The organism is Taishania pollutisoli (genome assembly GCF_014518315.1).
GTDB classification, from domain to species: Bacteria; Bacteroidota; Bacteroidia; order Flavobacteriales_D; family Crocinitomicaceae; genus Taishania; species Taishania pollutisoli.
Map to the genome: position 1 here is coordinate 156,538 of NZ_JACVEL010000004.1, position 25,505 is coordinate 182,042.

Annotated in this window: 12 protein-coding genes and 1 pseudogene; all 13 read right to left on the reverse strand. The window is 39.1% G+C overall.

Annotated features, from left to right (window positions below; all coding sequences use genetic code 11):
• Positions 1–3,207, reverse strand: coding sequence for an SNF2-related protein (locus H9Y05_RS07835; protein ID WP_216713968.1), 3,207 nt, complete (start codon positions 3,205–3,207; stop codon positions 1–3).
• 37 nt (positions 3,208–3,244) lie between these two features.
• On the reverse strand, positions 3,245–5,473 hold the full coding sequence (locus H9Y05_RS07840; protein WP_216713969.1) for an AAA family ATPase: 2,229 nt from the start codon (positions 5,471–5,473) through the stop codon (positions 3,245–3,247).
• A 3-nt stretch (positions 5,474–5,476) separates the two neighbouring features.
• Entirely contained in the window at positions 5,477–6,505 is a 1,029-nt protein-coding gene (locus tag H9Y05_RS07845) for a Kiwa anti-phage protein KwaB-like domain-containing protein (protein WP_216713970.1), read from the reverse strand.
• Between the two features lie 5 nt (positions 6,506–6,510).
• A complete protein-coding gene (locus H9Y05_RS07850) occupies positions 6,511–7,125 on the reverse strand; it encodes a hypothetical protein (RefSeq protein ID WP_216713971.1) in 615 nt (204 codons plus the stop codon).
• A 15-nt stretch (positions 7,126–7,140) separates the two neighbouring features.
• Complete coding sequence (locus H9Y05_RS07855) at positions 7,141–10,221, reverse strand: AAA family ATPase (protein WP_216713972.1); 3,081 nt, start codon at positions 10,219–10,221, stop codon at positions 7,141–7,143.
• Positions 10,218–11,444, reverse strand: a complete 1,227-nt coding sequence (locus H9Y05_RS07860) for a metallophosphoesterase family protein (RefSeq protein ID WP_216713973.1) — start codon at positions 11,442–11,444, stop codon at positions 10,218–10,220. Before H9Y05_RS07860 ends, H9Y05_RS07855 begins: the two co-directional genes overlap by 4 nt.
• Positions 11,445–11,950: 506 nt before the next feature.
• Positions 11,951–12,736 (reverse strand): inositol monophosphatase family protein, encoded by a 786-nt coding sequence (locus tag H9Y05_RS07865; protein ID WP_216713974.1) that lies wholly within the window; start codon positions 12,734–12,736, stop codon positions 11,951–11,953.
• Positions 12,737–12,738: 2 nt separating this feature from the next.
• Entirely contained in the window at positions 12,739–13,335 is a 597-nt protein-coding gene (locus tag H9Y05_RS07870; RefSeq protein ID WP_216713975.1) for a phosphoribosyltransferase, read from the reverse strand.
• Positions 13,336–13,793: 458 nt separating this feature from the next.
• Positions 13,794–14,141, reverse strand: coding sequence for a helix-turn-helix domain-containing protein (locus tag H9Y05_RS07875; RefSeq protein ID WP_216713976.1), 348 nt, complete (start codon positions 14,139–14,141; stop codon positions 13,794–13,796).
• Between the two features lie 585 nt (positions 14,142–14,726).
• The gene (locus H9Y05_RS07880; protein ID WP_216713977.1) at positions 14,727–15,161 is read right to left on the reverse strand and encodes a hypothetical protein; all 435 of its coding nucleotides are present in this window, start codon (positions 15,159–15,161) and stop codon (positions 14,727–14,729) included.
• 125 nt (positions 15,162–15,286) lie between these two features.
• Positions 15,287–15,490, reverse strand: a pseudogene (locus H9Y05_RS16595) (hypothetical protein); the annotation flags it as partial.
• A 112-nt stretch (positions 15,491–15,602) separates the two neighbouring features.
• Positions 15,603–16,100: a hypothetical protein gene (locus H9Y05_RS07890; protein ID WP_216713978.1), complete on the reverse strand. Its 498-nt coding sequence runs from the start codon at positions 16,098–16,100 to the stop codon at positions 15,603–15,605.
• A complete protein-coding gene (locus H9Y05_RS07895) occupies positions 16,100–25,435 on the reverse strand; it encodes an RHS repeat domain-containing protein (protein WP_216713979.1) in 9,336 nt (3,111 codons plus the stop codon). Before H9Y05_RS07895 ends, H9Y05_RS07890 begins: the two co-directional genes overlap by 1 nt.
• Between the last annotated feature and the right edge of the window lie 70 nt (positions 25,436–25,505).

The following is a 25,505-nucleotide window of genomic DNA, read 5'->3' on the forward strand; positions in this document are numbered from 1 at the left end:
TTATTGTTTATTTGCAATCCCAATAATACAAGAAGCGATCTTGCTGTCAACATCTTCTGTTATGCGTGTGTTATTGAGAATTCTGATTAAATCATTTATTTTAAACACAATTTTACGATCTTCCTTTAAATTAGATAGGTTTAAGATTTTCTTTTTCCTAACCTGATTTGCTCTTTTTTTATTTAATAATGGTTGAAGGTGTAAAATCCAATCATCTGCAAAATGCTCATAGTCGATAATAAAATCTGGGGTTTTGGCAAACAGATCCAACAGACGCTGTATTAATTCTTTCTCCTCTATTGAAAATTCTTTACGAGTTTTTTGCCGAAGTAAAATAGCGTGGGCAACCTCGAGAGCTCTTTTCTTTTTAGGAGGCAATAAGTCACGTTCCATTCGTTTAAAATGGTTTATATATGCTTGCAACGATTGCTGCTGCCATTGTAGTTGATCCGATTTCCTGGTAATATGATGCCGCAATTGTTGACATATATCAGGTAAATCTGTATGAATGTTATTTTCATGATCTATGAAATACCAACGTGGGCTACGTTCCTGATCTCCTTTTAAGGCAATGAAGCACCAATTTGTTTCACTTCCTACAAAAGAAACCCTCGTTCTAATGGATGATCGAACTTCTTTGAATTGATTGTAAAAATCTGTTGTAATGAGTGGATTTTTTCCTTCTTTCAACTCTACAACAGCTTGAAAACTATCATTAAAACCACTCCACGACTCATCCTTATCCTCGAATTGTTTGTACTCATCGATAATGTTTTTAATCGAATCTATTTTTTCGAAATGCTTATCTTTTAGTTCTTCGGGAATAGTAATGTTAGCACCGTAAATTTTATCTACAATCGCATTCGTGTCCACAATTCGTTTATCTGCCTTGAGTGAATATTCATCAGAATCATTCGGCCAGTAGATCTCGATTTCTTTATGAAGACTGTCCATTCTATCGGCTCTACCGATGCGTTGTTCCACAATGCGAAGTACACTTGGAAGATCTAACAGAACAACGGCTGAGGCTTTTTGTAAGTCAACACTCTCCGACATTTTATCTGAGCATAGTGCAATCATTCCATCTTTAGATTCAGAAGTAAGACTGAACACCTCCATGACGTGTACACTTTCTTTGTCTTTTTCACTTCCTGTTGCGATCAAAAGTTTGCGATCCGGATATAATTCAGAGAAAAGCTTCCTCAAATAATATAGTGTGATTACTGTGCTGTCGAAGGCTAAAACAAATGAATGTTTTTTGTGAATTCTTACTAGTTCATCTAACTTCCCCTTCTCTCGTTCTCCAGATAATTGCTTGGCAAGTGCAGCTATTTCCTGATAAATTCGTAAATCATTTTTAACTGCTTCTACATATTCGTCCAAATTCGTTAACCAATCGGGAAAGAATTCAGATTTAAAAATCGAACTTTTGTATGGCAATTCATTTTTACTAATGATCTTTTGAATGGCTGCAATTTTATCTCCTGAAGTATTTGATTTTCCTGAAAATTCAAAATGTTCTTGCGCACTTTTTGTTCCTTCAATGTGCTCTACAAGTGCCACATGAGAAGATCGCAATGCGGCACGGATTTGATAAACGCACAAAGCTTTTCCAGCGCTGATACGATTGTCAATATAAGATCTTTTGCTTTCTTCTTTCGAAATGTCAAAATCAGGTTTATTAAATTTGGTGAGATGTGTCACTCCTTTAATCCCGGATGCCAGATCATTTATTTGGGCAACAATTTTTTTGTCCTTATCAGTCTCTTTTGTAGTGTATGTTTTTTCTACTTGTTTCGGAAATTTACAAACCTTATCCAAGCGATTTCGGTAACTCTCAGGTTCTTTCTCTATTTCAATATTTAATGCTCGCTTGGTTCTTCTGACTGTAAATTTGCTAATGAAATTGCGTAATTGATCAATGTGTTGATCGCTTCGTTTATTTCGTTTTTGAACCAAATTGCAATAATCAATGAAATGGTCATCACTCAAATTGTCTACATCCAACAATTCGATTAACTGCAAAAGGTCTTCTAAACGTTTACTAATCGGTGTTGCAGTGACCAAAATTTTAAAATCTGCATGATTCTTTTTAATTGTTTCTGTACGATTGGAATGTGGTGATAAGTAATTGTGTGCTTCATCAATTGTCAGGATTTTGGCAATCTCTAGGTTTCCAATGATTTCTTTACGTTTTACTTCCCCGGAATTACTCAGAATACCCATGGATTCTACTTCACAAATACGTTTTTGAGATCGAAACTCCTCTTTCCATTTTCCAACCACTAACGGGGGACAAATTGCTAAAGCGTTAGTATGATGGTTTCTTCCTGATTCAAACAACCAGTGTTGCAAAGATAAAACGAGCGAGGTACACATTTTGGTTTTACCTGCACCTGTTGGGTCTGCTATCAAAACATTCGACTGGCTTTGCAAAATAGTCATTGCTTGAGCCAAACCTTTCCATTGTGTCGACCATAACTTGGCATTTTGTAGCTTTTCTAAAATCTCTCGATAGGACTCTAACCATTCTCCTTCCAAAATTTCTGAAATGGCTCTAGCCAAAGCTTCCTCCCAAGTAACTTGCTGAATCAGGTTTTGAAGTAATTCAATTATTTTTTGATTATAATCAACCGAATCTTCCCAATAACTTTCACCAATCAGCTTAATGTCATTGTACTGTTTTTGCTCGTGTTCGTGATTTTTACAAACTCGAATATTTGCTTCATCTTGCTCATTCAAACCATTCTTACTGAAATTGGACGAGCCAAGGACTGCATAATTGTCTCCGATAAAGAGTTTGGCGTGTAATCGATCCTTGAATTTGAATTGTACTTCTTGCCGATTAATCTTTTCAATTAGGTTCATAACAGCTCCACCTAACATGACAGAAAGCCCTTTCTTGATCCAGTATTCTTTGATTTCTTTATCTAATTTCACCATTGGATATTTTTTTCGGCCACGCATATTTGGTTCAAATCCAATCAGTATTCGCACTTTTTTCAGTTTCTCGAATTCTTGTGATCCGAAAAAGTCAATTAAGTTAGACAAAGAGGTAAATCCAGTCAAAATCAAGTATTCGTCGCTTTCCTTGATGTCATTATATACAATAGTTTGAACCGTCCGTTTGTGGGCAGACAAGTTGAGCGGAAAACATTCTTGTTCCGGCCAACGATGGGCGTCGAAGTCAAATTGACCTTGATCCATATCTACTATTTTTTTGGAAGAGACACTTAGTAACGGATTAAACAACTGTACTAATTGTTGTTTCAACTTGCATCATCATATTATAATGCTCTATATGTCCCGTTTTATCAAAAACAGCTTTGAAAACTTCAAAATATTTCTCTGCAACAGTATCTTGATGTTCTATATATAGGTCATCTGGAATCACATGCGATCCATCATTTATCCATGAAATAAGAGATCTGCAAATTTCCTGCTCTTCAACGGTGTCAAATCTACTTACCAAAGCATCATCTGTATACTCACCAAGTATTTTATAATAATGTTCTATTATACGTCTCATAGTATTTTGAACCGTAATACTGTCGTTTTGTTCCCGATTTCTTAATTCTTTCCATAACAATTCGTATGAATTTTTAATCGGGTTTTCCATTTCAAAAGATTGGACTGAGGTAATGTTCCGATTTCGTCTTAGAATCCAAAAAAAAGTATCACCATTTATAGGTGTTCGTCCGTCAACAAAAGAGACCTCCTTGTGGAAATAAACATTATGAGTTAACAATATTAGTTGATGAATATTTCCCTCTCTTTTCTTGATATTCTTTATTACTTCTTTCAATAAGGAACTAACCACATAAAGAACCGTGCTATCCAAACTCGAAATTGGATCATCAATAATCAATATACGATCTTCTGTAATTGAGGACTCATCAAAACTTCCTTTTGACAATTGAAGAAAATAGAGAAAAGTAATAAATGTCATTTCCCCTTCGCTCAGAGTGGATTCGGCAATTGTTCCGTCATCTCGTCTTATTTGATACTGATTAGGGTCGGTTTCAAGGGGTACAATTTCGAAATTTAGAAAACCATATGATTTAAGGATACGGTTGATTTCGTCTACAGAAGGTTGAACACTTGTTACATTCTTGTTTGCTTCACTAATAGCTTTATTTAACTCGATATATTTTTTCCTAAATTCTTCTTGCTGTTCATTTAATTTCTTAATACCTTCCGTCAAACCATTACTTTTTTTCAAGAACGCTTCAATACTTGCTTTGTGATCTTCAACTAGGAATTTCCAAATTTCCTTTATCAAATTACTTCTTTGATTGGACAAATCATTCACAATTTTATTATGGGAGTCAATTTGTTTATTAGTGTTTAGAACTAGAGTTGAAAGAATTTCTGTTTGTTGTTCTATCGAAGTAATAATGATAACTCTACTAGGTTCCTTAATTTTACTTTGAAAGTGTGCAACGTTTTCTGACATTAAACTAATTAAGGTTTTAGTACTAGCTGAAAACAAATCTATGTTTAGCTTTGAGTTACTAATAGCCTTTTGAGATGTTTCAATTTGTGTCAAAAGATTCAAGGCAAACTCAGATAAATTGCTGTATTCATCAAATAAAGCTTTGACCGTGTTTGTATCTTCGATAAATGCTTTATCAAAATATTTTTCTAGCTGTTTCCTGAAGTCATCTGATATAGTTTCCTGCTGACAAAATGGACAAGTATTTTTATTTGATTGAAGGTATGTTTGGCCTTCGTTAACCCAATCGTTCATATTTAAGCTTTGAATAAGAGAAGCAATATCAACGTCTGTTTTTCCAAGTATTTTCTTTTTCCAGATTGAATCATTTTCTATCTGAATAATCCTATCCAAAACGGGAAGTTGAATCAAGTCTATTAAAATTGGTGTTTGCCCAAATATTGTTTGTGCCTTACCTTTCAAATCTAAATATGAAATGGTTATGGTTGTATTCGTCTTATACTCTTCAATCAATTTTGCTTTAAAAGCATCCTTTCTCATATACCCCGAAAAGGCATCTTTAAAGTCGGTTTCATATTTTTTATAGACTTCCGACCAAATCTGTTCTTTAAACGAATCTACATATTGATTGTTAACCTGCTCTTGTTTTTCTTTCGCCTCTTTCTTAGCAATCCCATTCTTTTTTAGTTCATCAAGTTGTTCTTTCATTTTCTCGATAGCTTCTTTCTCTTCTTTCGTGGCTTGCCCTAATGTGAAAACACCATCAATTTTTCCTTTTCCGAAGTTTCGCTCTCGAAAGTCTTTATTGTAAACTAATGCTTTTATTGATAATCCATTTTTCCAAGATAGTGAACTATCCTTAAAATCAGCATGTTCTGGATCATCAATTAGTTTAGTAATTGTTGTTTTTCCGCAGCCATTTGCGCCATAAATAAAGTTGATTTTTTTAAGGTCTTTTATTTCAACTCCTTTTGTATCATAAGTTGCTATATTCCGAATAGTGATTTTTTCTATCATAATTTAATCAGCTTTAATTGTTAATTCTTTACCAGCAAAAGTTCCATAGGCCTTACCTGAGACTTCGCCTCGTTTGTAATAGTCGGACAACACCTTCAATGCAAGATCTATATCACGATCATCTTCAATCAATAATTTTCCCTCATTAACCTTTAGATTAAATCCAAATTTTTTACTGACAGTTTTCATTTTACTTATTGCCTTTGCATCTAAGGATTTGTAATTACCTATTTTAGATAGCCTAACAAGTTTTTTATGGATTGCTGGATCTTTTTCAATTTTCTGTTTGATAAAATCTAATCCTTCGATCATTTTCGTGTTTTCTAGCTCTGTAATTACTTCTGTGGCTTGCTCTTTATACTCTTCTTCCAATCCAACAATCTGTTCAAATTGCCGTTTTTGAGCAATGTAAAAAGTTTCCTTATAGAATATGCAATCAACTTTCTTATCGAGATTAATTGTTTCTCCCTGCAATAGCTCCAGTTTTTGGCTCTTTGTATTAAAAACAGTTCGTATTGATTTCAAAACTTTGTTCTTCGACTTGGTGTCTTTTTCATCAATAGCTACCTTTCCGGATAGTATTTTTCGGAAAGAATAAACCCAATCATCTTCATTTACATCGTAAAAACCAACGCAGTAGGCCCATAATTCTTCCTGGTCAGAAATTATTTCAGCAAGGCTTTCTACTTTAGGAGGGCTTGATTTTAATTGATTATAAATTACATCTGAAAAAGACATAACTTTATTTTTCATTTGATAAGTGAACAGATGTTCAGTATCATCGGTAATCACATCATATTCCTGAAGATCGGATTTCTTTTTTGCCAAATAGTCAAGTTGTGTCTTGGTAAGATCATGTAAATACTGTCTTATCTCATCGTTCACATCCACCTGATAAACCTTGAAAAGAAATTTATCTAAAGCTTTTGATGTTTTCTTAATGTTTGGTTTTAATACCCTTGTAATAAAATACAAGTAGGTATTTTCTACATTGATTGATTCAATTTTTTCGTGAAGTTCTTCTAGTATCATATTCATCATTTTAATTCTTTTGCAAAAAACAGCTTATGGCCGATTTCATAAATTTTAATCTTCTCATCATCTTGAAGAGACTTGTTGCGGGAAATTATCATCCCATTTTTTTTATTATTATTTTCAGAGTATTCCACCTCGTATATTGCAAACCTTACACTCAACAAAGGATTGATCAGAATAAGTGATGAATGGATGTATATTCTATAAATGATTACCATTAGAAACAAAACGGATAAACATTCATACCATCCATCAAATCTTTGAAACAAAAAGGGAATTATATAGGTAGCTATGTAACCAATTGCTTCACTATTTTTATTTTTTACGTCTTTAATAGTAACTGGAACACCATTTTCAGAATTCTGTTCTATATTTTTTAATGTCAACCTATATCCAATAAATCCGACGATTGAGGTTGTTATTAAAATGACAGATAATCCGAACTTCAACACAAATACTTTTACTCCATTCCAATTGATACCACCCCAGTTCAGATACTCATAATTATCAGATATTTGTTTTGATACAATGAGAACAAAAAGTGGTAAATACGATGACACAAACATGGCAAATTGGGCCATTTTGTGAAGTGTGTTAATCTTTGGCTTGTTTCCCATTGTCTCTTCTTGTTATTACTCCCAACTTCCCATCACCCAACTTCCCGTCTCAGGATCATTAGCAATAGTTAGGTAAGTATCAATTTCTTGTTGTAATTCTTCTACGTGCGAGATCACACCCACAATTCGATTTTCCTGGCGTAACGCTTTTAGCGATTCAAAGACAATTCGCAAAGATTCTTTATCCTGCGAGCCGAATCCTTCATCAAGGAAGAAGAAATTCTGATTGGCGCGACTTTGCTGAGGGATGCTTTCAGCCAAGGCCAATGCAAGACACAGCGACGCTTGAAAAGTTTGACCTCCTGATAACGTTTTAATGCTACGAACACGACCTTCATTCAAGAAGTCTCGTACTTGAAAGTTATTGTTCTCGGTTACTTCTAATCGCAATTGTTGACGAGTTAATTTATGGAAACGTTCATTAGCGGCTTCGCACAATTGCTGCAAGTAAACAGATGAAATGTAGCTCACAAAGCCGCTTGAAGTAAACAGACGTTTAAGTATCTGAATATTGGCTTTACGCAATTCCAATTTTTTAAAATCTATTTGTAATTGTTTCTTTGCATTCCAATCTGCATTTAGGCGATTGAACTGAGTTTCAATTTCAATTCGAGAAGTGTTCAGTGTTTCTACCATTTCTTTTTTAGCGACCAAACTTTCTTTCAAGGTTTGATATGCTATTGGATCAAAGGTTTTACCTTCCAATTGCTGATTTAATGCCTTGACATCTTTTTCTGCGCTAAATAGCTGTTGATTGAATGTGGCTATTTTCTGTTTCTCGTCTACAGCATTCATGGAGGTTTGAAGAACCGTTTCTACTTCACTTTTATCTGAGAATGCACTTTCCGTTAATCGTTGAGTAAATAGATTTTGAGTATTTTCCAACTCTTGGTCCAATTCCTTAATGGTGCTTTCCAATCCTTTCTTTTCAGTATCAGCCGCCGCAAGTGCTATTTGATTTTGTTGAATGTTCTTGGTGAGATCGTTGTATTCAGTTGTTGTATTAGCAATATGATTTACCAAGGCAACTACTTTCTCTCGTATTGTTTCTGTATCCATTACATATACGGAAGCATCCAATAGTTGAACCTGACTTTTGAGCGTAGTTACTTGCCCTGTCAAAATTTTAATTTGAGTTTCTATCGTATCTACTTGCTCTTTAGTGGCATCATATAATTTTTGTGCGTTAACTGACTTTTCTTCTAAAGAACTCAATGCTGCTTCTTGTTGTTGGAGTTCCTGTTGTTTACCTAAGGCTTCTAACCGAACGGTATCAAATTGTTCTTTATTGTTAGAAGAGAACTGTGACCAAGTGAAGTGTGATAAATGTTGTTGCTCTTCTCCCTCAAGTTCAATAATCCTTTCTATAATACGTTTCGTTTGATCTGTTTGAACAGTAATAGCCGAAATGGCAACATTCAACTTTTGAGTAGCAAGTGTAATCTGTCTGTTTTCGGTTTCGTGTTGAGAAATCTTAACTTCAAGTTCCGAAATATCAGAAGAGACTGCGTCAATATGTAACACATTCGGATGATCATACGAGCCGCATAATGGACACGGAGCACCGTCTGTAATTTGTTCTGTGTAAGCCGCCAACTGTGTCTGAACTTGCGCATGATTTAGTTGATCTTGTAACTCTTTCAACGTTTGAACATTGCTTTTCTCCTGGTTCTCCAGAGCAGTTAAAAACAAGGAAGGAGAATCAAATGAGGAAAAAGCAAAACGGGCGTTCAGCTCCAGTGGTACACACTCCACTAGCTTACTTTTCTTTTCATCGATCAATTCATTGGCATCCTTTAACTGTTGGCGTACCACTGAAAGTTGATTTCGGATACCTTCCATTTTCACAAACCAACTTTGTACATCCCCTAACTCACTAAAATTCGGTTGTTCCGATTTCAAGGTTGCAACGGTTGCTTTTTGGTTGTTATACAGTTGTTCACTTGTTTCTTTGTCTTGATTTAATGGAGTCAACTGATCCGAAAATGTTTTCTGATTTTGTCGCTCGGTTACGATTTTCTCTTCATATTCTTTAATCGATAGAACCGTTTCGTATTCGCTTTTCTCCTTATTCCGGTTTTCCAACTGATTGTAATCAACAGTAACGGTTTGCAGTTTTGGCTCATCGATGCTTAACTGACTTTGAATTCCTTGCAAACGTTCAGAAACTACTGTTAATTGACCCCGCTTCCTCGTTTGATTCTCAAAGACGGAAGTTTCCGTGTCCATTAAACCTTTAAAATGAAGCAAGCAATATTCATACTGTGCTACTTGCTTTTCTAGCTGATCAATTTCAGGTTTCCGATCCAAAAGTGTTTTCAGAATGGTTTGTTTTTCTGCTCGGTCGTCAAATTGTTTTTTCAATGATGCAGCTTCCGATTCTTCTACTTCGAGTTTGGTCAACTCATCTTTTGCTGTTTTATGTTGTCCGGTTAAATCTTTTAATGTTTCCGATTTGGCTTTAACGGCTTCCTCAGTAACTTCTCCCAATTGATTCAAGCGACCGGATAGCTCTTGCATAACTGCATCGTTTTTTCGTTCGAGGGAGGCAGTTTGCTGATAAAACTCATACTTTTCCAATTGGAAGATTTCTTTGAGCATGTTGGTTCGAGCAGTGTCTCCTAATTGCAGAAATTCCTGGAACTTGCCTTGCGGAATGATGATTGTTCTTCGAAAGTTCTCATAAGACAACCCAATGATGGAATCAGCAGTAGGTTCGATAGGTTCCCACGAACCATTATTTAGTTTATATGCCGAGCGAGTAAAAGCCGGAACATTATCGAAATTATTACTGTTCCTTCTACCTTTTACGGTGAAGCGATAAACTTGTTCATCGTAATTCAAAAAGGTGAAATCGATCAGAAGTTCATTGGATTTCAGGTTGAGCATGTTGTAGTTTCGATTGTCACCCGATTTATTCAATCGTTCCGTATCTCCATACAATGCAAACGAAATGGCTTCTAAGATCGATGACTTTCCAGAACCAACCGTACCGAATATGCCAAACAATTGTGCATCGGTCAGCTTCTTAAAGTCAATGACCTGTTCGTTTTGATAGGAATAAAGCCCTTTTATAGTAAGCGATATTGGAATCATAGGTTCTCGGCTTTAATTTCCTGAAATAATGTCAGTAATTCGTCATTTATCGGTTGACCAGTTTTAGAATGGAAATAATCCTTGAATAAGTCATCCATTTCTTGATTCAAATTGATCGTTTTTCTTTCTGTTGGTTCGGTACCCGTATTCCGTATTTCAGGAATAATAGCTACAATACCATCGTGTGCTGTCAGAATGGCTTTTCTTTCCGTTGCTGTCAAGTAACTTTCTGTAACAAGAGTTAGTTCAACTAATGTGTCCGGATTTTGAGTAAGCCACTGTAAGGCCTCTTCCGCTCCCTCTGCTCTGTGGCGAATTAAACGTTTTCCTGACGTTAAAGAAATCTGCTCATACTGAATTGGCTTTCCCGGTTCTGCGTGAAGAATGTTTACAAACTTTTGCTGCTCCGCTTCGCTAAAACTGTAAGAAAGTGGACTGCCTGAATAGACTACCGGGCATGGGATTGAATCCATTTGAAAAGGACGATGTAAATGTCCCAATGCAACATACTTAATTTGTCCAGGGACGTTTGATGTGAAAATTGCTTGGGCTCCACCAACATGATTGATCGGTTTTTCTTCTTCTGGTTCGTCCGGAATTGGTCCACCATTTTTTACCATGAATAAATGTGTAATCAACATATTTACTCCATTCTCATCACAATGACTATCCGCAATACTTTTCCAGTGTTCTTGTAAGATTTGTCGCAATTCATTCTCTGAATCTTCCATTCCGAGGAAGGTCTTCATTCGATACTCATTCGCATAAGGAGTCAGAATTAACCGAAGCGGAACATCCGCATTGGGAAGTTTTACTTCAATAAATCCAGGAGCAGACTTTGTGACTTCTAGACCTGATTCCAATTGAAACAAAGGAACTGTCGTTGTAGGAAAGCCAGAGAAAACAATTCCACATTCTCGTGCTAAAGGATCAGGAGCCTCGATCCGTTCAGGAGAGTCATGGTTTCCGGCAATGGCAACGACTAAACGTTTCCCATTATTGGTTAACCGTTTGAGTGTTTTGTAAAACAAGTCAACTGCTTCCGTGGCAGGATTAAACGTGTCGAAGAGATCACCTGCAATAATCACAGCATCTACCTGCTGCTCATCCGCAATATTGCAAATTTCAGCTAATACAGCTATTTGTTCTTCCATACGAGAAAATTGTTCTAGGCGTTTGCCAAGATGCCAATCGGCAGTGTGTAGAATTTTTATACTATTCATAATTCAGTAGAACTTGTTGAAAGACGATTTATAAATATTTGATTATTTACGATTCCATTCAAAATTCTTAAATAGTCCAATTTTTTAATGTATAGTTTTATGACCATGTCATATCAATTTTGGTGATTCAATTATTTTGGTGATTTAATTGTTTTTGATAGTGATTAAAGCGCCGAAATAACGCAACTATTAATGAATTTATCAAGCGTATAAATACTTGTTTTTAAAAGACAAGTATAATAATAAACAATGAGTTAATTTTCTTGTATACTTCTTCATTTTGTAATCCTTATTAATCCTTCATTTTTAAACTTAGTAACACTGTCTCCTGGACTAATAAAATCAATTACCCGAACATCCGTCAAAGTATCATTTTGATTAATAATTGAATATATGCTGAAATAAGTGCAAGTTCCATTGACATTTCTCCAAAAAACGAGACCATTTAAAACTAGAGACTTTCGGGTATCAAAAACGTAAATACTTTTACTTGCATTATGTAAAAGTCAAATATTAGTGGAGTTAATTAATTCTAGTAGCTCTTTATGAATTAAATTATTTGTTGCTATTATATTGCTCTTGTCCTTAAAATTTAATCTTAAATTTTTCCAATCTGAAATATTTCCGCCCGCTTCACTAATTAATAGGCTTCCAGCGGCAAAGTCCCAAATTTCTAAATCTAATTCAAAAAAACCATCTATTCTGCCACATGCTACATAGGCTAGATCTAGAGCGGCGGAGCCTGTTCTTCTTAAATCTTGTGATTTAAAAATGGCTTTTTTCAGTAAATCTACGATTGGTAATATTTTTGTCTTGTCATAAGGGAAACCAAACCCTAAAATACTCTTTTGTAAAATATCATTTTTTGAAACATTTATTCTTTTATCATTTAAAAAAGCTCCTTTTCCTTTTTGTGCTCTGAATAAATCTTTTGTTATTGGATTATAGGTTATTCCAATAATTGGTTCATAATTATTTATTAACGTTATGGATGTACAATAATGAGGGTAGTTATGAATCAAATTGGTTGTTCCGTCTATTGGGTCAATTATCCAGTAATGACCATCGTCAATATCGGGATTGGCATCATATTCTTCAGAAACAATATTAGCTAAAGGAAAAATATTTTTCAATGATTTGGCTAAATATTCTTGAATTTCAAGATCTAAATAACTTAAAAAATTATCTTTTCCTTTTTCTTCAAAGATGTTTTTATTATTACGACGTTCTACAAACTCACCACTTTGTTGAATAATATCAATTGCCTTTTTATTTAAATCATTATAATCCATAGCTATTTCGCTTTTCCCCAGGGGAAATAAAAATTAGAATCAGGTATATCTAACCAATGGTATGTGGGTTCTTTGTGATTACCAATGGCTACTTTTGTTGTAACAACTGACATTGTCTTAATATTTTTTTCTTTAAATCCGTTTTCAATTAATAGTTGTACCAACTTACTTGTAAAATCTCCAGACATTACAAAATCGTCAACGATTAACACTTTTTTGTTCTTTTGTTTTAGCATTAGTTTTGGAATAGAGACATACCATTTATTCGTCTCAATTAGTTCGTGCTCATCAATTAATTCCTCATCATTAAAGGATTCTTTCCAGTAGGATATACCAACAAATACAGGAACTTGATTATTAATCTCATTCACTAATAAATTTACAAAAGTAGCTCCTTTAAGACCCGGTGTAAAAATGACATCGGGAGTGAAATTATCTTTTTTCATTCTATTTCCTAAATCGTTAGCACAAGATTGCAAATCCGTCCAATCTAATTTCTTTCTACTTTTTTCCAATTTAGAACTTTTTCTTCCATAATAGATTGTTAGACCAAAACTAATTATAGTGATTATGCCAAAAATAATGTTTAATGTATCCATCCTTTTGAATTAATGTTTTTTATTATTTCTAATGATGTCTAACGTTTTGGTAATTAAACAAAGTCGCAGGGCTAAATTAAACGAAAGTTTAATTTAGCTAGAATAAATAGCCAATACAGTTAGCTAAAGTAAAGAAAAAAAAGCCAATTCCCATAGTATTTGTGTAGCCTTTCTTGTTTCAGAAGCTGATTTTGCTCCTTGACCAATTCAATATAATCAAAAACAAAGTCTGGAACGTTAATATTAATTGTTCCTGAATTGAAACTATTTCCCTTGTTGATACCACCATTAAAATGATTACGGACGCAAACAGGAGACCGGTGACCTGATCTTTATGATCAGGTATACGATATAATGTCCATTGCAGCAATAAAGCTGACAGAGATACCATTCAGCTAGAGGGCATTGTTTTGATCACAGTTATGGAGACGGTTTAAAGGAAGAAAAAACGTCTAAGTTTATCCTTTTTTCCGGTTTTGAATGTTTTCGTTGATGACCTCAGCGAGTTGGTAAACAGCATCCTTATCGGTAATAATGATGATTGCGCCATTCAGGATGGAGTTATCCTTTCCTTCGTTATGTTGTTGGGTGATGCTGATATTATTGCTTTTTGCCGTGGAGAATAAATCCTCAATGCTCACTTGCAACACGTCGGCAAGTTTCGGAATATATTCTGCCTTAATGTCGTTTTCACCACGCTCCCAATTGGCATAAGTGTTTCGATCAACACCCAGGTAATCTGCCATTTCCTGCTGGGACAACTTCGTTCTCTTTAACCGAATGCGCTTAATATTTTCACCAATCATAGTATAGTTTTCTTCAAAAGTAGCTATTATCGGTCAATCAACGTTCGTTTGCATAAAAAGTTATGCAAAGTTTGCCCAGTTTTTGTTACCGATCTCTTAGTCGTTGTAAGTAACTTAGTATAACTAATTCATTGAATTACAGTTTGTGTTGCGCGGCTGTGTTAGCGCCATAAAATGCTTTGACATTACACGAAAGATTAAGAAATAGTGCACAATTTGGTCAGGATTGCATCGGTAGCAATTGGTTTAGGTAAGGTAGTAATATTTTTGATTGTGTTGCTACCGGTCGATCCTTAACCTGATCGGACTTTAAGACAGGCTGAATAACACTTAGCAGTTTCATAAGTTGTAAATAGTAGGTAGGTTAGGTGGGGAAACATCGGCAGGAATTTCGTTAAGTAATGTTGGTAGTGAAGTTAGATTCCTATTCCTGCCGGGTGCCCCGATAAAGACACCGGAACACTCGCTTAGAAATCAACCAAAATATCCTAAATACAAAAAACCGCTTCATAAGTTAATTATGAAGCGGCTTCACGTGCGCTTTATCGGTTCTGATTACTCACAACCGCAAGATTTTAGGACCTGCTAATCAAAGCCCGGCTGGGTATCAGTTTGTACAAATCTTATTTTGCCATGATCATCACCTCTGTAAATAATGTATTTTCCGGCAATTTCTGAAATTGAGTTTGTATTTACTATATTATAGTTTTTGTTTATCAATTTCAGTTCATTCATATCCCTCACCTTAATAGGAAACGAATCGGTTTCATTAACAACAGCGAAATGATGTTCATTATTTTGATAGACTTTGATATTTACCCTTGTCAAATCATACGGTTTACTATCAAGACGACAGTTTTGAAGCAGTATAGTATCGTTGAAAAACAAGTCAATGGTGTCATTATCAAAATGATCTGCAAAATAGATGTCATACACCAATACAGTAAGTGTGTTTTTGCTTTTACTGATTCCACAACTTAGACCAAGTGCGCAAATCACAAGAAAGATGATTTTTTTCATATTCATTATCGGTTTTGTACTCCGTTGTGGGGTATCTTTTTGATGCTTACTTCGCGTTCGGACTATAGTTTATACTTTCAAAGAGCAAAATGATTGAATGTGTGGAGTTAACACCCAATTAGTATTTATCTTTTACTAATATTCCCTACCAGTTTTGAACCGACTTTGAGACGTATCTTTTTCTTTGTCGATATCGTTAGTGATTTCCCCATTGACGGGTTTCTATCCTGGCACGTGTTTTGGTTTACTGTACATCTCATATTCCAAAACCGACCAGTGTAAATTCCATCACATTTGGCCAGGGTTTCCTGTAGTCTTTCTATAAATGCATCTAAAAAGTTTGATTTCTACCTATGAGGTAACTGCTTTATCGGCAATGACTTGTATGAGTTCGGACTTGTTCATTGATTTTATGTTTTTGTTGATTGTAATTGATTTGTATTACCACCCATTCACATGTTCCTTCACCAGTTCCTTTGTGTCTAAATCATATACCTTGTAAAAGAATGAATCACCGCCACCCATTACACTGAGTATTAATCCTGAAAAACAGCTATTTTCAAGCAAATATCCCTCAAAAGGAACTTCCATAAAAATAACAGAAACATAATTCTTCTTTTCTGTTTTGAAAAAGACAAGTTGAATAATGTAGTTATCTTTTTCAAAGTCGGGATTTTCATCTAAGTAACTTTGTATTTTTTCAAATGCAAAATCAAGATATTTATTTGAGGAAGTGAATGTAATTTTATCTTTTTCCCTTGTTAGAATACCTGCCATTTGCCCCAAAATTGTACTAGTATTTATCCTGTATTTTACAGCCAACTCTGGGATTAATTCAAAGACTTTTATCTCGTTCACATTATACACAAGACAGCTATCGTTTTGCGCTTGTAACGACAAACTTCCAAAAACGATAAATAAAATTACTATTGCTCTCATTAGTTCCCTGTATTTTGTTTGAATACTTCATTTGCTTGTTTAATCTGTTGTTTTGCTTTTTCCGAACTTGGTTCAACAGGAGTGGTACAAGTAATACACCCTACATTATTTATTTCTATTGGTGGGGTATATGAACTCCTAATACCCTGACCAAGATATTTTGCAATTGCAGGTTCCATACCTTTGGTTGTTGCATTGTGTTCTTCTACTTCGGGATTTCTATTGGCATCAATTTTTCGATCTGCTGCTCTAACTTCGGAGGGCGTGGTTGCTTCATAAGAAGCCTGCATGGCATCAAAATAGTTGTATGCGTGTTGCATCTCATGTCCCAAACTTACTAAAGGTGACTGTGAACTCCCGTTTTGCAACACATCTGCCTGATTGGGGTTAAATGTAACGTCTGTCCATCCAGGTTTTTGTTCAGTTGGAGGAAAAAATTTATTTACATCTCCAAAATTGGCAGTAGACCTAATATTGACTCCCTCTCCTTGTAATCCAACCAGAAAATTGAGGTTATTTCTTACTTCAGGTATATTTGCGTGCGCAAAATTCATACCCATAATAATATCTTCTACATCCCTTCCTGCACCTTGTGGGGCAGTCATTCCCGGAGTGTATGTATGTGATTGTCCATTTTGTCCAACAATAATTATTTCTTTACCGTCAGGGTCTATTGCAATTATTGGGTTTCCGCCAACGTAATTATAAGGTGACATACTCGGATATTTTGTTGCTTTAGGGTCTGTTGACAAGAACCTTGCCACATCACTATCATAAAACCTCGCTCCCCTGTAATCCAAGCCAGTTTCCTTGTCCCGTTCGTGCTGAGTCGTGAGGAACTTCTCCGGGTCTCCGGTAGAGGTATTCACATATTCTCTTAGGACTTTACCGTATGGGAAATAATCTGTTGCGTAGTTGATGGCCAGTTCCAACACTCCTCCCGCATACGTCGGTTCATAAACTATACGTGTATTGCCCAAGTGGTCGTAAAGGTAAAACTCAATTTCCTGCGGTGCAATCATCCCGTTATGGGTCACATTCTTGATACGTGCTTCGCGCTCTGATCCGTTTACGTAGTATTCCCAGGTAGCCGCAGCCGAGCCGACTTTACGGCGCAGGGCAACGGTTTTCCCGGTTACATCCTGAAGGTAAAACTCGGTTGTTGTTTCTGTTGGGGTTACTACTTTTTTGTACATGCGTTGGTCTTCGGCTGAATAAAGATAATAAATTTCGTTATCATCTGCTTCTAAATAATACGGATAAGCGGTTCTACCGTACTCCGTTGCGGCGATTTCACGGTAGCTGTCTGTGAGTAGGTTCCCGTTTTTGTCGTACGTGTAGCTGCGGGTGGTTGTTCCCGAATACCCTGATACCTGTGTCAACCTGTTTTGACCGTTGTAATAATAATTCCATCCTTCTGCTTTACTCACTATCATCGTGTTCATTGGATCCGAATGTCGAACCGTTCTGCTCAATTCTTTAATGTTACCTATCTTATCGTAGGTATAGCGTTCGTCACCGATTTGAACGGCGGCAATCGTCGGATTGGTTCCCAGTGCCATTGCTGCAACGACAAAATCCCCGACAAATCCATCGGCATCCGTGAGTCGATTCAGTCGGTCGTATTTGTAGCCGTAAACCGTGGCATAATTAAACTGGGAAGGTGCGCTTCCATAAACACCACTGAAATTATAGCTACTCAGTATTCCATTGATGTTCCCGTTATAACTGAGCCCTGATTGCGGTATGTATTGCCCGCCGTAGAAAGGTACATTTCCGTCGTAGTGATAGAGGTGTTTCATCAGCTCGGGAGAAGAAGGGTTAATGGTCGCATTCTTGGTTACGATGCTTGTTAAACGTACCCGCTCATCATAGCTATAAGCTGTTTGTGTCAACAGTTTATCGAGCTCATGGATGCGTGTATTCACTACGCCTTCTGTATCGTCGTATGCATAGCGGGAAATGGTGGTGGCATTGTCCGCAATTCCATTGTTGTCCAGTATTTTGATAGTACGGAGTCTGCCTAGACCGTCGTACTGGTAGAAATACTGTAGTTCAGCACTACCATTGTTGTTTACATCTACCCGTTGGTGCATCAGTAAACCTTGCATGCTGTATGCCGGGTATTCGATCACTGCAGGCGTCACCGTTGTAATATCGGTAATGGTCTGCGGTGTTTCATTGAAGTAGGTTTCCTGCCTACTGATTTGCCCGCGGTAGTTGTATACATATGCAACACGTTGAATTTCATGTCCTTTCAGATCATAACTTTCCGTGTGATTCAATAGCCCGGTATTGTTCTGGTATACATATTTTTTCTCCAATTGTACCAGGTCGTGATATGGGTAGATAGTAGCGAATATAACCGGTACCACGTCATTGGGAGCATGGGGAGTATAAGGAGTGCCGTCTTCCAATTCCGTTACCTCGTAGCGTAATAGCCAGTCCTGTGTGGAGCTGTGTGAGAATACATAATCGAAATAGGCACACTCCTGTGGATTCGGATCGTAGTGAGGTACATCACACAAAGGGTATTTGATATCGTCTTCGAGGAAACCGTAGAACTCCGTTTTGTAGTGCAGCGGTCCGTATTGTGTACTTTCCCTGTAAACAGGTCCTTCGATAAATCCAACTTCCGTTGGTCGCCCGAAGGCATCGTAACGGTATTCACGGTACAGTGGTGCACGGTCGGATCCATCCATGCGGTTCCACAGCTCCTGGTCCAGCATCAGGGACACCTGCCCCCGTTTGTTGTACAGGTATTTTTTCTCGCCTGCTTCCGGTGTCGTTTCGCGGTACAACTGTCCGAGTAGGTTGTATTCGTAGGTGTTTTCCAGTTTCACCGGGTTGATCACCTTTTTAACGTTCCCCATATTGTCGAAGACAAATAAGGTAATCACTTTTTCTGAAGTATTCAGGTAGGAAATCGTTCCGATGGTCTGCCCGAACGCGTTGGTGTATACCACCGATTTGTTGTTGTCCTGGTCGAGGGTCTGCACACGGAAAAAGCGGAATCCTGCGGTGTTGCCGTCGGTCATAAGTGCCCGGAGCTCATCGCCGGAAAGTTCCAGTTCACAGGAAGTATACACATTGCTAGCAATGGCATAGCCCTTGCGCACCGTTTTGTCGAGTGGAGACGTGATGCTCACCCCGAAATCCGCTGCTTCTTTCGCCCGGTTTTTCGGGGTTCGTTCCAGATCGGACTCCGTAAATGAGGTACTGTAATCCCACTGCAATGCAGGAATGGCGTGTGTCTGCCCGGATGGAATGGTTGCCGAGGTAGATATGTTTTTGAACTTTCTAATACCCCGATCCCATTTATCGTACCAGATGCTTCCGCTGTGAATAAAGCGGGTTTCCCCGTTCTCATTGTAAGCGGTGACAGAACCGGCAGCGCGTCCCAGAGGGTCGGCATACTCGCGGGTAAAGGAATAATCGGACGGAGCGCTGCTGTTGAAGATGCGTTTTTCCACATAATTCTGTGCTGCACGTTCCATGAAATTATCTGATGTAGAACCTCTATCCCAAAGGTGGTAAGCAGCTTCGGATAGCACCAGCGTGTTGGTGCCGTCAAACTCACTCACCCGTGTCAGGCGGTTAAACCCGTCAAAGACATAGTTTGTTTTCAGACCGAGGGGACTGGTGGTCGAGGCCACCAGTGCTGCATCCGTGTAGGTGTAATCTGTTCCCATTGAGTCGGTACGTCCATGGCCTACCGTTACACGGAACGGTAGACCTGTATTCCTGTAAACAACAGTGCCATATACATCACTGTTACAATGAGTATTGCGGTAGTGATAATACGTGGGTTTCTGGTAATGGTATTTTGTCTTTAATCCCATTGCATCTTCCAGAAGTGCAACCTGTGTATGGCGGTTACGCTCCAATACTTTTTGTGACAACAACGAGGTAAACGGTAAAATCATCCGGTAGTTTTTTCCCTGGAATCCGTCGATGGGATCCGGACCGATGCTATCCATTCCGAATTCCGCCACGTAATAATTCTTGCGGTCCCACTTGTGTTTGTTGAACTCACCACTCAGTAAATAATCCACTGTGTCCACTTGTACAAAGGTACTACGCAGTTGCAATGTTTTGGAAAGTACTTCGCCCATCGGGAATATTGCAACAGGCCCGCCCGGTCCGCCCGGGTACTCAGGTCCTTCCGGCTCCGGACAAATTGCTGAGGTAATTCCGTCATAGCACGCATAGGCGTCCACTTCCCGCGGACAAACCCAGTAGGCGTATTGCCAGCCGGTTCCGTCGCCCCCCATATGGTAGTAACAGTAATCTTCTAATGGGTATCGCTGTTCCAGCAATCCCAGCTCGTACTCCCCGAAAATGTGGTTTTCATAAATACATCCGCAGGATGGTTCTGAAGGAGCGACGTAACAGGTATCTCCCGTAAATGTACGTTCAATGGATGCTCCGGGCAGATCTGTAAAATTCCAGCGGGCATCGTAGTGGTAGTATTCCGAGCGGGACACGGTTGCCGGATCTGCTGCTGTCCGGGAGAAACTGGTCTTCTGGAACGGAATCCCCCGCATGTTGTATTCCCGTGATTTCACCATCCCCTCGTATTGCGGAATTTCAGGAAGTTCCCCATACGGACGGTAAACAGCGTTCAATCCCTCGTTGTACACCACTGTATCCACAAGTGCGCTGTTGTCCCAGAACTCAGCCATTAGGTACTTGTCGTAATTGGTCACATCGTAGTTGGCCCAGTGGCGGCCATAGCGATTCTGAAGGTCATACAGGTAGAAATATTCTTCCCGCTGGTAGGCACCCGGAAGGTGTGGTGATGTTACTTTTTTGGCAAATACCTGCCAGGATGGTTCGTATTTCAGACGCAATGCCGGAATGTGTACATTATCCATCGAATAAGTGGGTACGTTTTTCGGAAAAGTAGAAGGCTCATCAATGGATGAGATCATTCCCATGAGTAGTTCATAGGCTTTTCCCTGTGCATGGCCTCTGTAATCAGCTTCGTAGTATTCGTATTCTGTCTTTGTCTCGATATAAATCCGTGAACCGCTGACAGGATTACCGCAATAAGCATTCAAGGGATTGTAACCAGACCAATTTAACCAATCATGAAAAACAATCAATGGGAAGGTTATTTCCAAGTGTCCTTTCAGGTAATTTGGTAGTGGACGCGCGACATGGTCAATGATGGCCTGCGCTGTTGCAGAATCCGTTGTGCGCTCGGTAAAGAAATAATAAAGGGTGGTATCGGAAGGTATTCCGTCTCCGTTTAGGAACAGATCAGCAATCGATGCCGTGGTCAGTTCCGTTCTGTCAATGAGAATCTGGTAATGATCATCTGTTGGTTGCTGGTGTTTCAAAACGCTTGTTAGTAAACGCCATTTCAGTTTATCGTCTTCAACGACAACTTTCAGCAGGGAGTCTGTAAACAGATGCGGTTGTGCTGCCAGTGCATCCTCATAACTTGCACCCAGCCAGTCCGACGGGGTTTGCGTAATGTAGCCCACCACATCATCCGATAAATACGCATTGTGGGTTAGGATCGCCGTTAGGATACTTTTGTCTGCCAACCTTACGGCAATGGCTTTCTTCTGGATGGTATCGGTAAAATAAGGTTGACTCAGCACCAGGCGCTGCAATTGCAGCGGAGTCAGGTACGTTGCGATATCCAGGATTCCGAGCCAGATTCCGTTTGTTAACCCTCCCTGATTAGCCATAATGTCTACCTTCTGATTGAATGTAAAGGAATCGCTTTGTCCTATCGCGCCAAGTACCTGTTGAGAGAGGGAATCGGATTGCATCAGAGCAGTGTAAGCTGCGCCCGATGGAGAATTGGTAATCATATCCAGGTAGAGTGAATCAAATGCCGTTGCTGGTTTTAGAATGCCATTACCAAAGGGATTGGGTAATTTGGGTTCCTTATTCCGCACCGGGTCGCTGACGACTACAGGCTTGGAAATTAACTGTGTCGTCAACCCATCTTCATAGGTGCGGGCAGTTTCGGAGACCAGTTTCACAAAATAGGAATTGAATGCATAGGCAGGGTTCACATAGCCTGTTGCAAGTGTATTACCATCTACATCAGAAATCGTGTACGCTGTACGTAATTTGTCATGGAAATAAAAGGGCAGGTACTTTGGATGCTCCATCGAATAACCCTGTGTTCCTCCGATTGCACGCACACTCCCTGCTATCGTCCATTTTGCAGCATCCCCTGTTTGGATTGTGGAACCAATGTCTACTGTCGGCTCATCTCCGGTGTAGTAATCCCGGTATTCGTAATTGTCGGTCACTGGCTGGTAATACCTGTTCAATTGATTTCTGTAAAAATTGGGACGTTCATAACCGTCTTCAAACGCGAGTGTATAGCTGTAATTGTACAATTTTTCCTGGTGAATTTTCCCCTGGTGATCGTACGTTTTGATGCTCTTTGGTTTCCCGTAGTACAGGTAATCGGTGATGGTGGTTGTTCCCGGTAACGTATACGGGTAATTGACATTCCCATAAAATTCATGTACGGTATAATTGCGTTCTCCTGTTTCCAGTGCCGGTTCGTATATGGTTACTTTGGCATAACCTCGTTCATAACTGTTGGCGTAGCGGCCTCTGAAATGATCGGAAGGAAGCTCAAAGCGTTTGAAGCTGAACGTAGGCTTGGTCAGATCGTACACATATTCCCATCGCCTGGTGGAGGGTGTAAAAGCCTGCGTCAGTGCATCGTAGTCTGCCGCCCGTTTGGTGATGTATTTTACTGCCAGGTTCATCGTAAAGCTTTTTTCTACACCGTAGGAAGCCGGGGAATAGGTTCCACAGTTCCAGTTGAAATTCACGGTGGAGTAGGTGCGTGTCGGTGCTGCATTGATCGGGTAGTACTCTATTTCGGTAATTCCTCCCAGGTTGTCGGTATATTTGGTCAGTGCATAATAGACCAGTCCGACATATGGTGTAGTTTGTGAATAGGTTCCCGATGCAGGAAGCAGGTTGGTGTATTCAAAATCGGTAGTCAGTACAACAGTCGGGTCGCTTAGCCCGAAATTACTTGCGTACAGGTTGCCTTCCAGTGGTACTTCGTGAACGGATTTCAACAGGATAACATCGCTGTTATTGCTTCCTGTTGAAACCGAATTACCATTTGCATAATTCCTATTCTGGCGTGCATTTACATGCTTGATTTCGTAGTTGATTCGTTTTTGGGAAACGAGTTTTTTTCCGCTCGTAACAGGCCCGCCGTATTCGCCTTCCATGCGGTATTGTTTCACACCCATGAGCATGTATCCCGTACGCCCGTGGCGAATCAGTTCAACTTCTTGCAACTTGACACTATTGTTAAATTTGGTAGGATTGTGGTGATCACCGTGTGTAACAATGTCAGCTGCGGTCATTGACCAGGTTCCTGTGTACAATTCCTCAAAAGAAGCAGGAGATCCTGTACCGCTTCCTCCTACAAGTGCGCGATGGTTGTACACGGGAACCATACTTCCCCAGGGATGTCCGGTACCGAAATTGCGAGCAATAGTTCCCGAAGATTTCAAAGACGTCTGACCTCTCAATTGTGGATAGGCTTGTAGTGCATTCGGTCGATGAGTAGTTTGAACCGGAGTAGTAGCTGTATAATATAAATTGGTGTTGGAATAATAATCGTAATCAATGTCCGAGTTCCCGGGACCTACCTGGATGTTGAATCCCTGAAAATTTTCAGGCAGATTAGGCATTACAAACAAATTGCTGGTCTGCAGGACTCCATCTCCCCAGCCCATCTGCCATTTCATGGCCATGTTGAAGGTTGAAAAGATCTGTTCTCCCCGGGTAGCATTGTAAACCGTATGAAGAATAGTCGAAGAAGGCTCCGAATAGGATGTTGTCGCATCTCCATTTGTAACCACAGCAATGTCGAGGGTTCCGTTTCCGTTTCTGAGATCCGACCCGCTTGGCCGGGTCACGCGTGTGCGGATTTCGTAGAGATCACCTGCCACCAAAGCAGTACCATCTGAAATACGCGGGCTTTCCAAAAAGCCGTGGTCAAACGGAATACCAGATGCAACGGCTGTGACACCTTCACGTGTGTAATTGTTAGATGGATTGATGTAAGGATTGACCTCGTTGATGTCTTCCGGATTGATTCCTTTAGTGCGATTGGCATGTGGATAGCGGTGCCAGCCTGAATAGGAATTTGTCGAAGTACCGTCATAGCGTTTCACAACCTGTGAACAATACATCGGGTCGGTTGCCACGGCACCCGATACGCCCGGTGTAAGTAAGTAATTACTGGACAAGGATCCATCGATACCGTATTCCAGTTCAATGATGTCCGTGTTGCCATCTACCGAAGACCCGATTACCCGTTGCAGCACGATGTCTCGGTAGGTGGTGTAATCGGGAAGGTAGCTCATTGACCGATCGACAAATACAGACCGGTGCACATCTTGGTAGTTTTCCTGCTGGAATTCCTGGAAAAAGTTCACGGCTCCGTAGCGTTCGTACTCAAAAATGATGTTTTGTCCATAGTAATTCGGATGGGCAATACGGGAACAATACCAACTGTTATAATAGATCTTCGGTTCAATGACGTTTATAGCATCTTCCTTCACAGGATAGTTATTACCCAATACAACAGCCGTTCCTTCATCACTCATACTATAAGTTGTCGCATTATTATTGTAGTGATGCTGTCGTTTGTTGGAAGGAGCTGAAAACTGGCGGATCGTCCCTTCAAATACGTACACACTTCCATCTCCTACATTTACTACCCAAGACGTCCCATAAAAACGAAGCTCCACATACGTAGAAAACTTGTTGAGGACGAATACCGCACAGTTGGCATCCACGGCGTCTACGTATTTAAAAACGGCACGTCCACTTCCCACGCCCGGAATGCTGACGTAGGGTTCCAGCCAGAACACGTCACCCTCCCAGGAACGGTCGTAACCAGAGGTGGTTACTGTATTGGAATTGTGTCCAGAAGCTCCTATGTTGTCATTACATTCATCGCCGTTTCCAAATCGGTGAAAAATGTCAGTGGTGACGGTGATCACCGGGATGTTCAATTCCCAGCCTTCTCCGTAGAGCAGACCTTTTACTTTGGGTTCGTTGCTTCCGAATGAAAAGGAACTTCCCCTGTTCAATTCCAGTGTGTAACCGAGCCCCGAAAGAGTGGATACGCTTCCTAACGGAATGGATGATTGATGTCCGCCGGTAAACGTATTGACCTCTCCCGAATAAATTCCTCCGGATAATTTCCCAACTTCACTCACGGAAGGGGATTTCTGACTGTTTTCACGGCCGCCTGTTAATTGACCATGTACCTGATAACCTAACAAGGTGATGAATAGTAATAGTGCGATGATTTTCATGGTAATAGATTGATTTATTATTTGAATTCCGAAAGCGGAAATAATACGGATGTTTGAAATTTAGGTTGCT

What these genes read in the sequence shown, in the direction of transcription:
- H9Y05_RS07890 (WP_216713978.1), bottom strand. Translation starts at nt 16,100, where the DNA reads ATGAGAGCAATAGTAATTTTATTTATCGTTTTTGGAAGTTTGTCGTTA.
- H9Y05_RS07880 (WP_216713977.1), bottom strand. Translation starts at nt 15,161, where the DNA reads ATGAAAAAAATCATCTTTCTTGTGATTTGCGCACTTGGTCTAAGTTGT.
- H9Y05_RS07865 (WP_216713974.1), bottom strand. Translation starts at nt 12,736, where the DNA reads ATGGATTATAATGATTTAAATAAAAAGGCAATTGATATTATTCAACAA.
- H9Y05_RS07845 (WP_216713970.1), bottom strand. Translation starts at nt 6,505, where the DNA reads ATGATACTAGAAGAACTTCACGAAAAAATTGAATCAATCAATGTAGAA.
- H9Y05_RS07855 (WP_216713972.1), bottom strand. Translation starts at nt 10,221, where the DNA reads ATGATTCCAATATCGCTTACTATAAAAGGGCTTTATTCCTATCAAAAC.
- H9Y05_RS07895 (WP_216713979.1), bottom strand. Translation starts at nt 25,435, where the DNA reads ATGAAAATCATCGCACTATTACTATTCATCACCTTGTTAGGTTATCAG.
- H9Y05_RS07860 (WP_216713973.1), bottom strand. Translation starts at nt 11,444, where the DNA reads ATGAATAGTATAAAAATTCTACACACTGCCGATTGGCATCTTGGCAAA.
- H9Y05_RS07875 (WP_216713976.1), bottom strand. Translation starts at nt 14,141, where the DNA reads ATGATTGGTGAAAATATTAAGCGCATTCGGTTAAAGAGAACGAAGTTG.
- H9Y05_RS07835 (WP_216713968.1), bottom strand. Translation starts at nt 3,207, where the DNA reads ATGGATCAAGGTCAATTTGACTTCGACGCCCATCGTTGGCCGGAACAA.
- H9Y05_RS07870 (WP_216713975.1), bottom strand. Translation starts at nt 13,335, where the DNA reads ATGGATACATTAAACATTATTTTTGGCATAATCACTATAATTAGTTTT.
- H9Y05_RS07850 (WP_216713971.1), bottom strand. Translation starts at nt 7,125, where the DNA reads ATGGGAAACAAGCCAAAGATTAACACACTTCACAAAATGGCCCAATTT.
- H9Y05_RS07840 (WP_216713969.1), bottom strand. Translation starts at nt 5,473, where the DNA reads ATGATAGAAAAAATCACTATTCGGAATATAGCAACTTATGATACAAAA.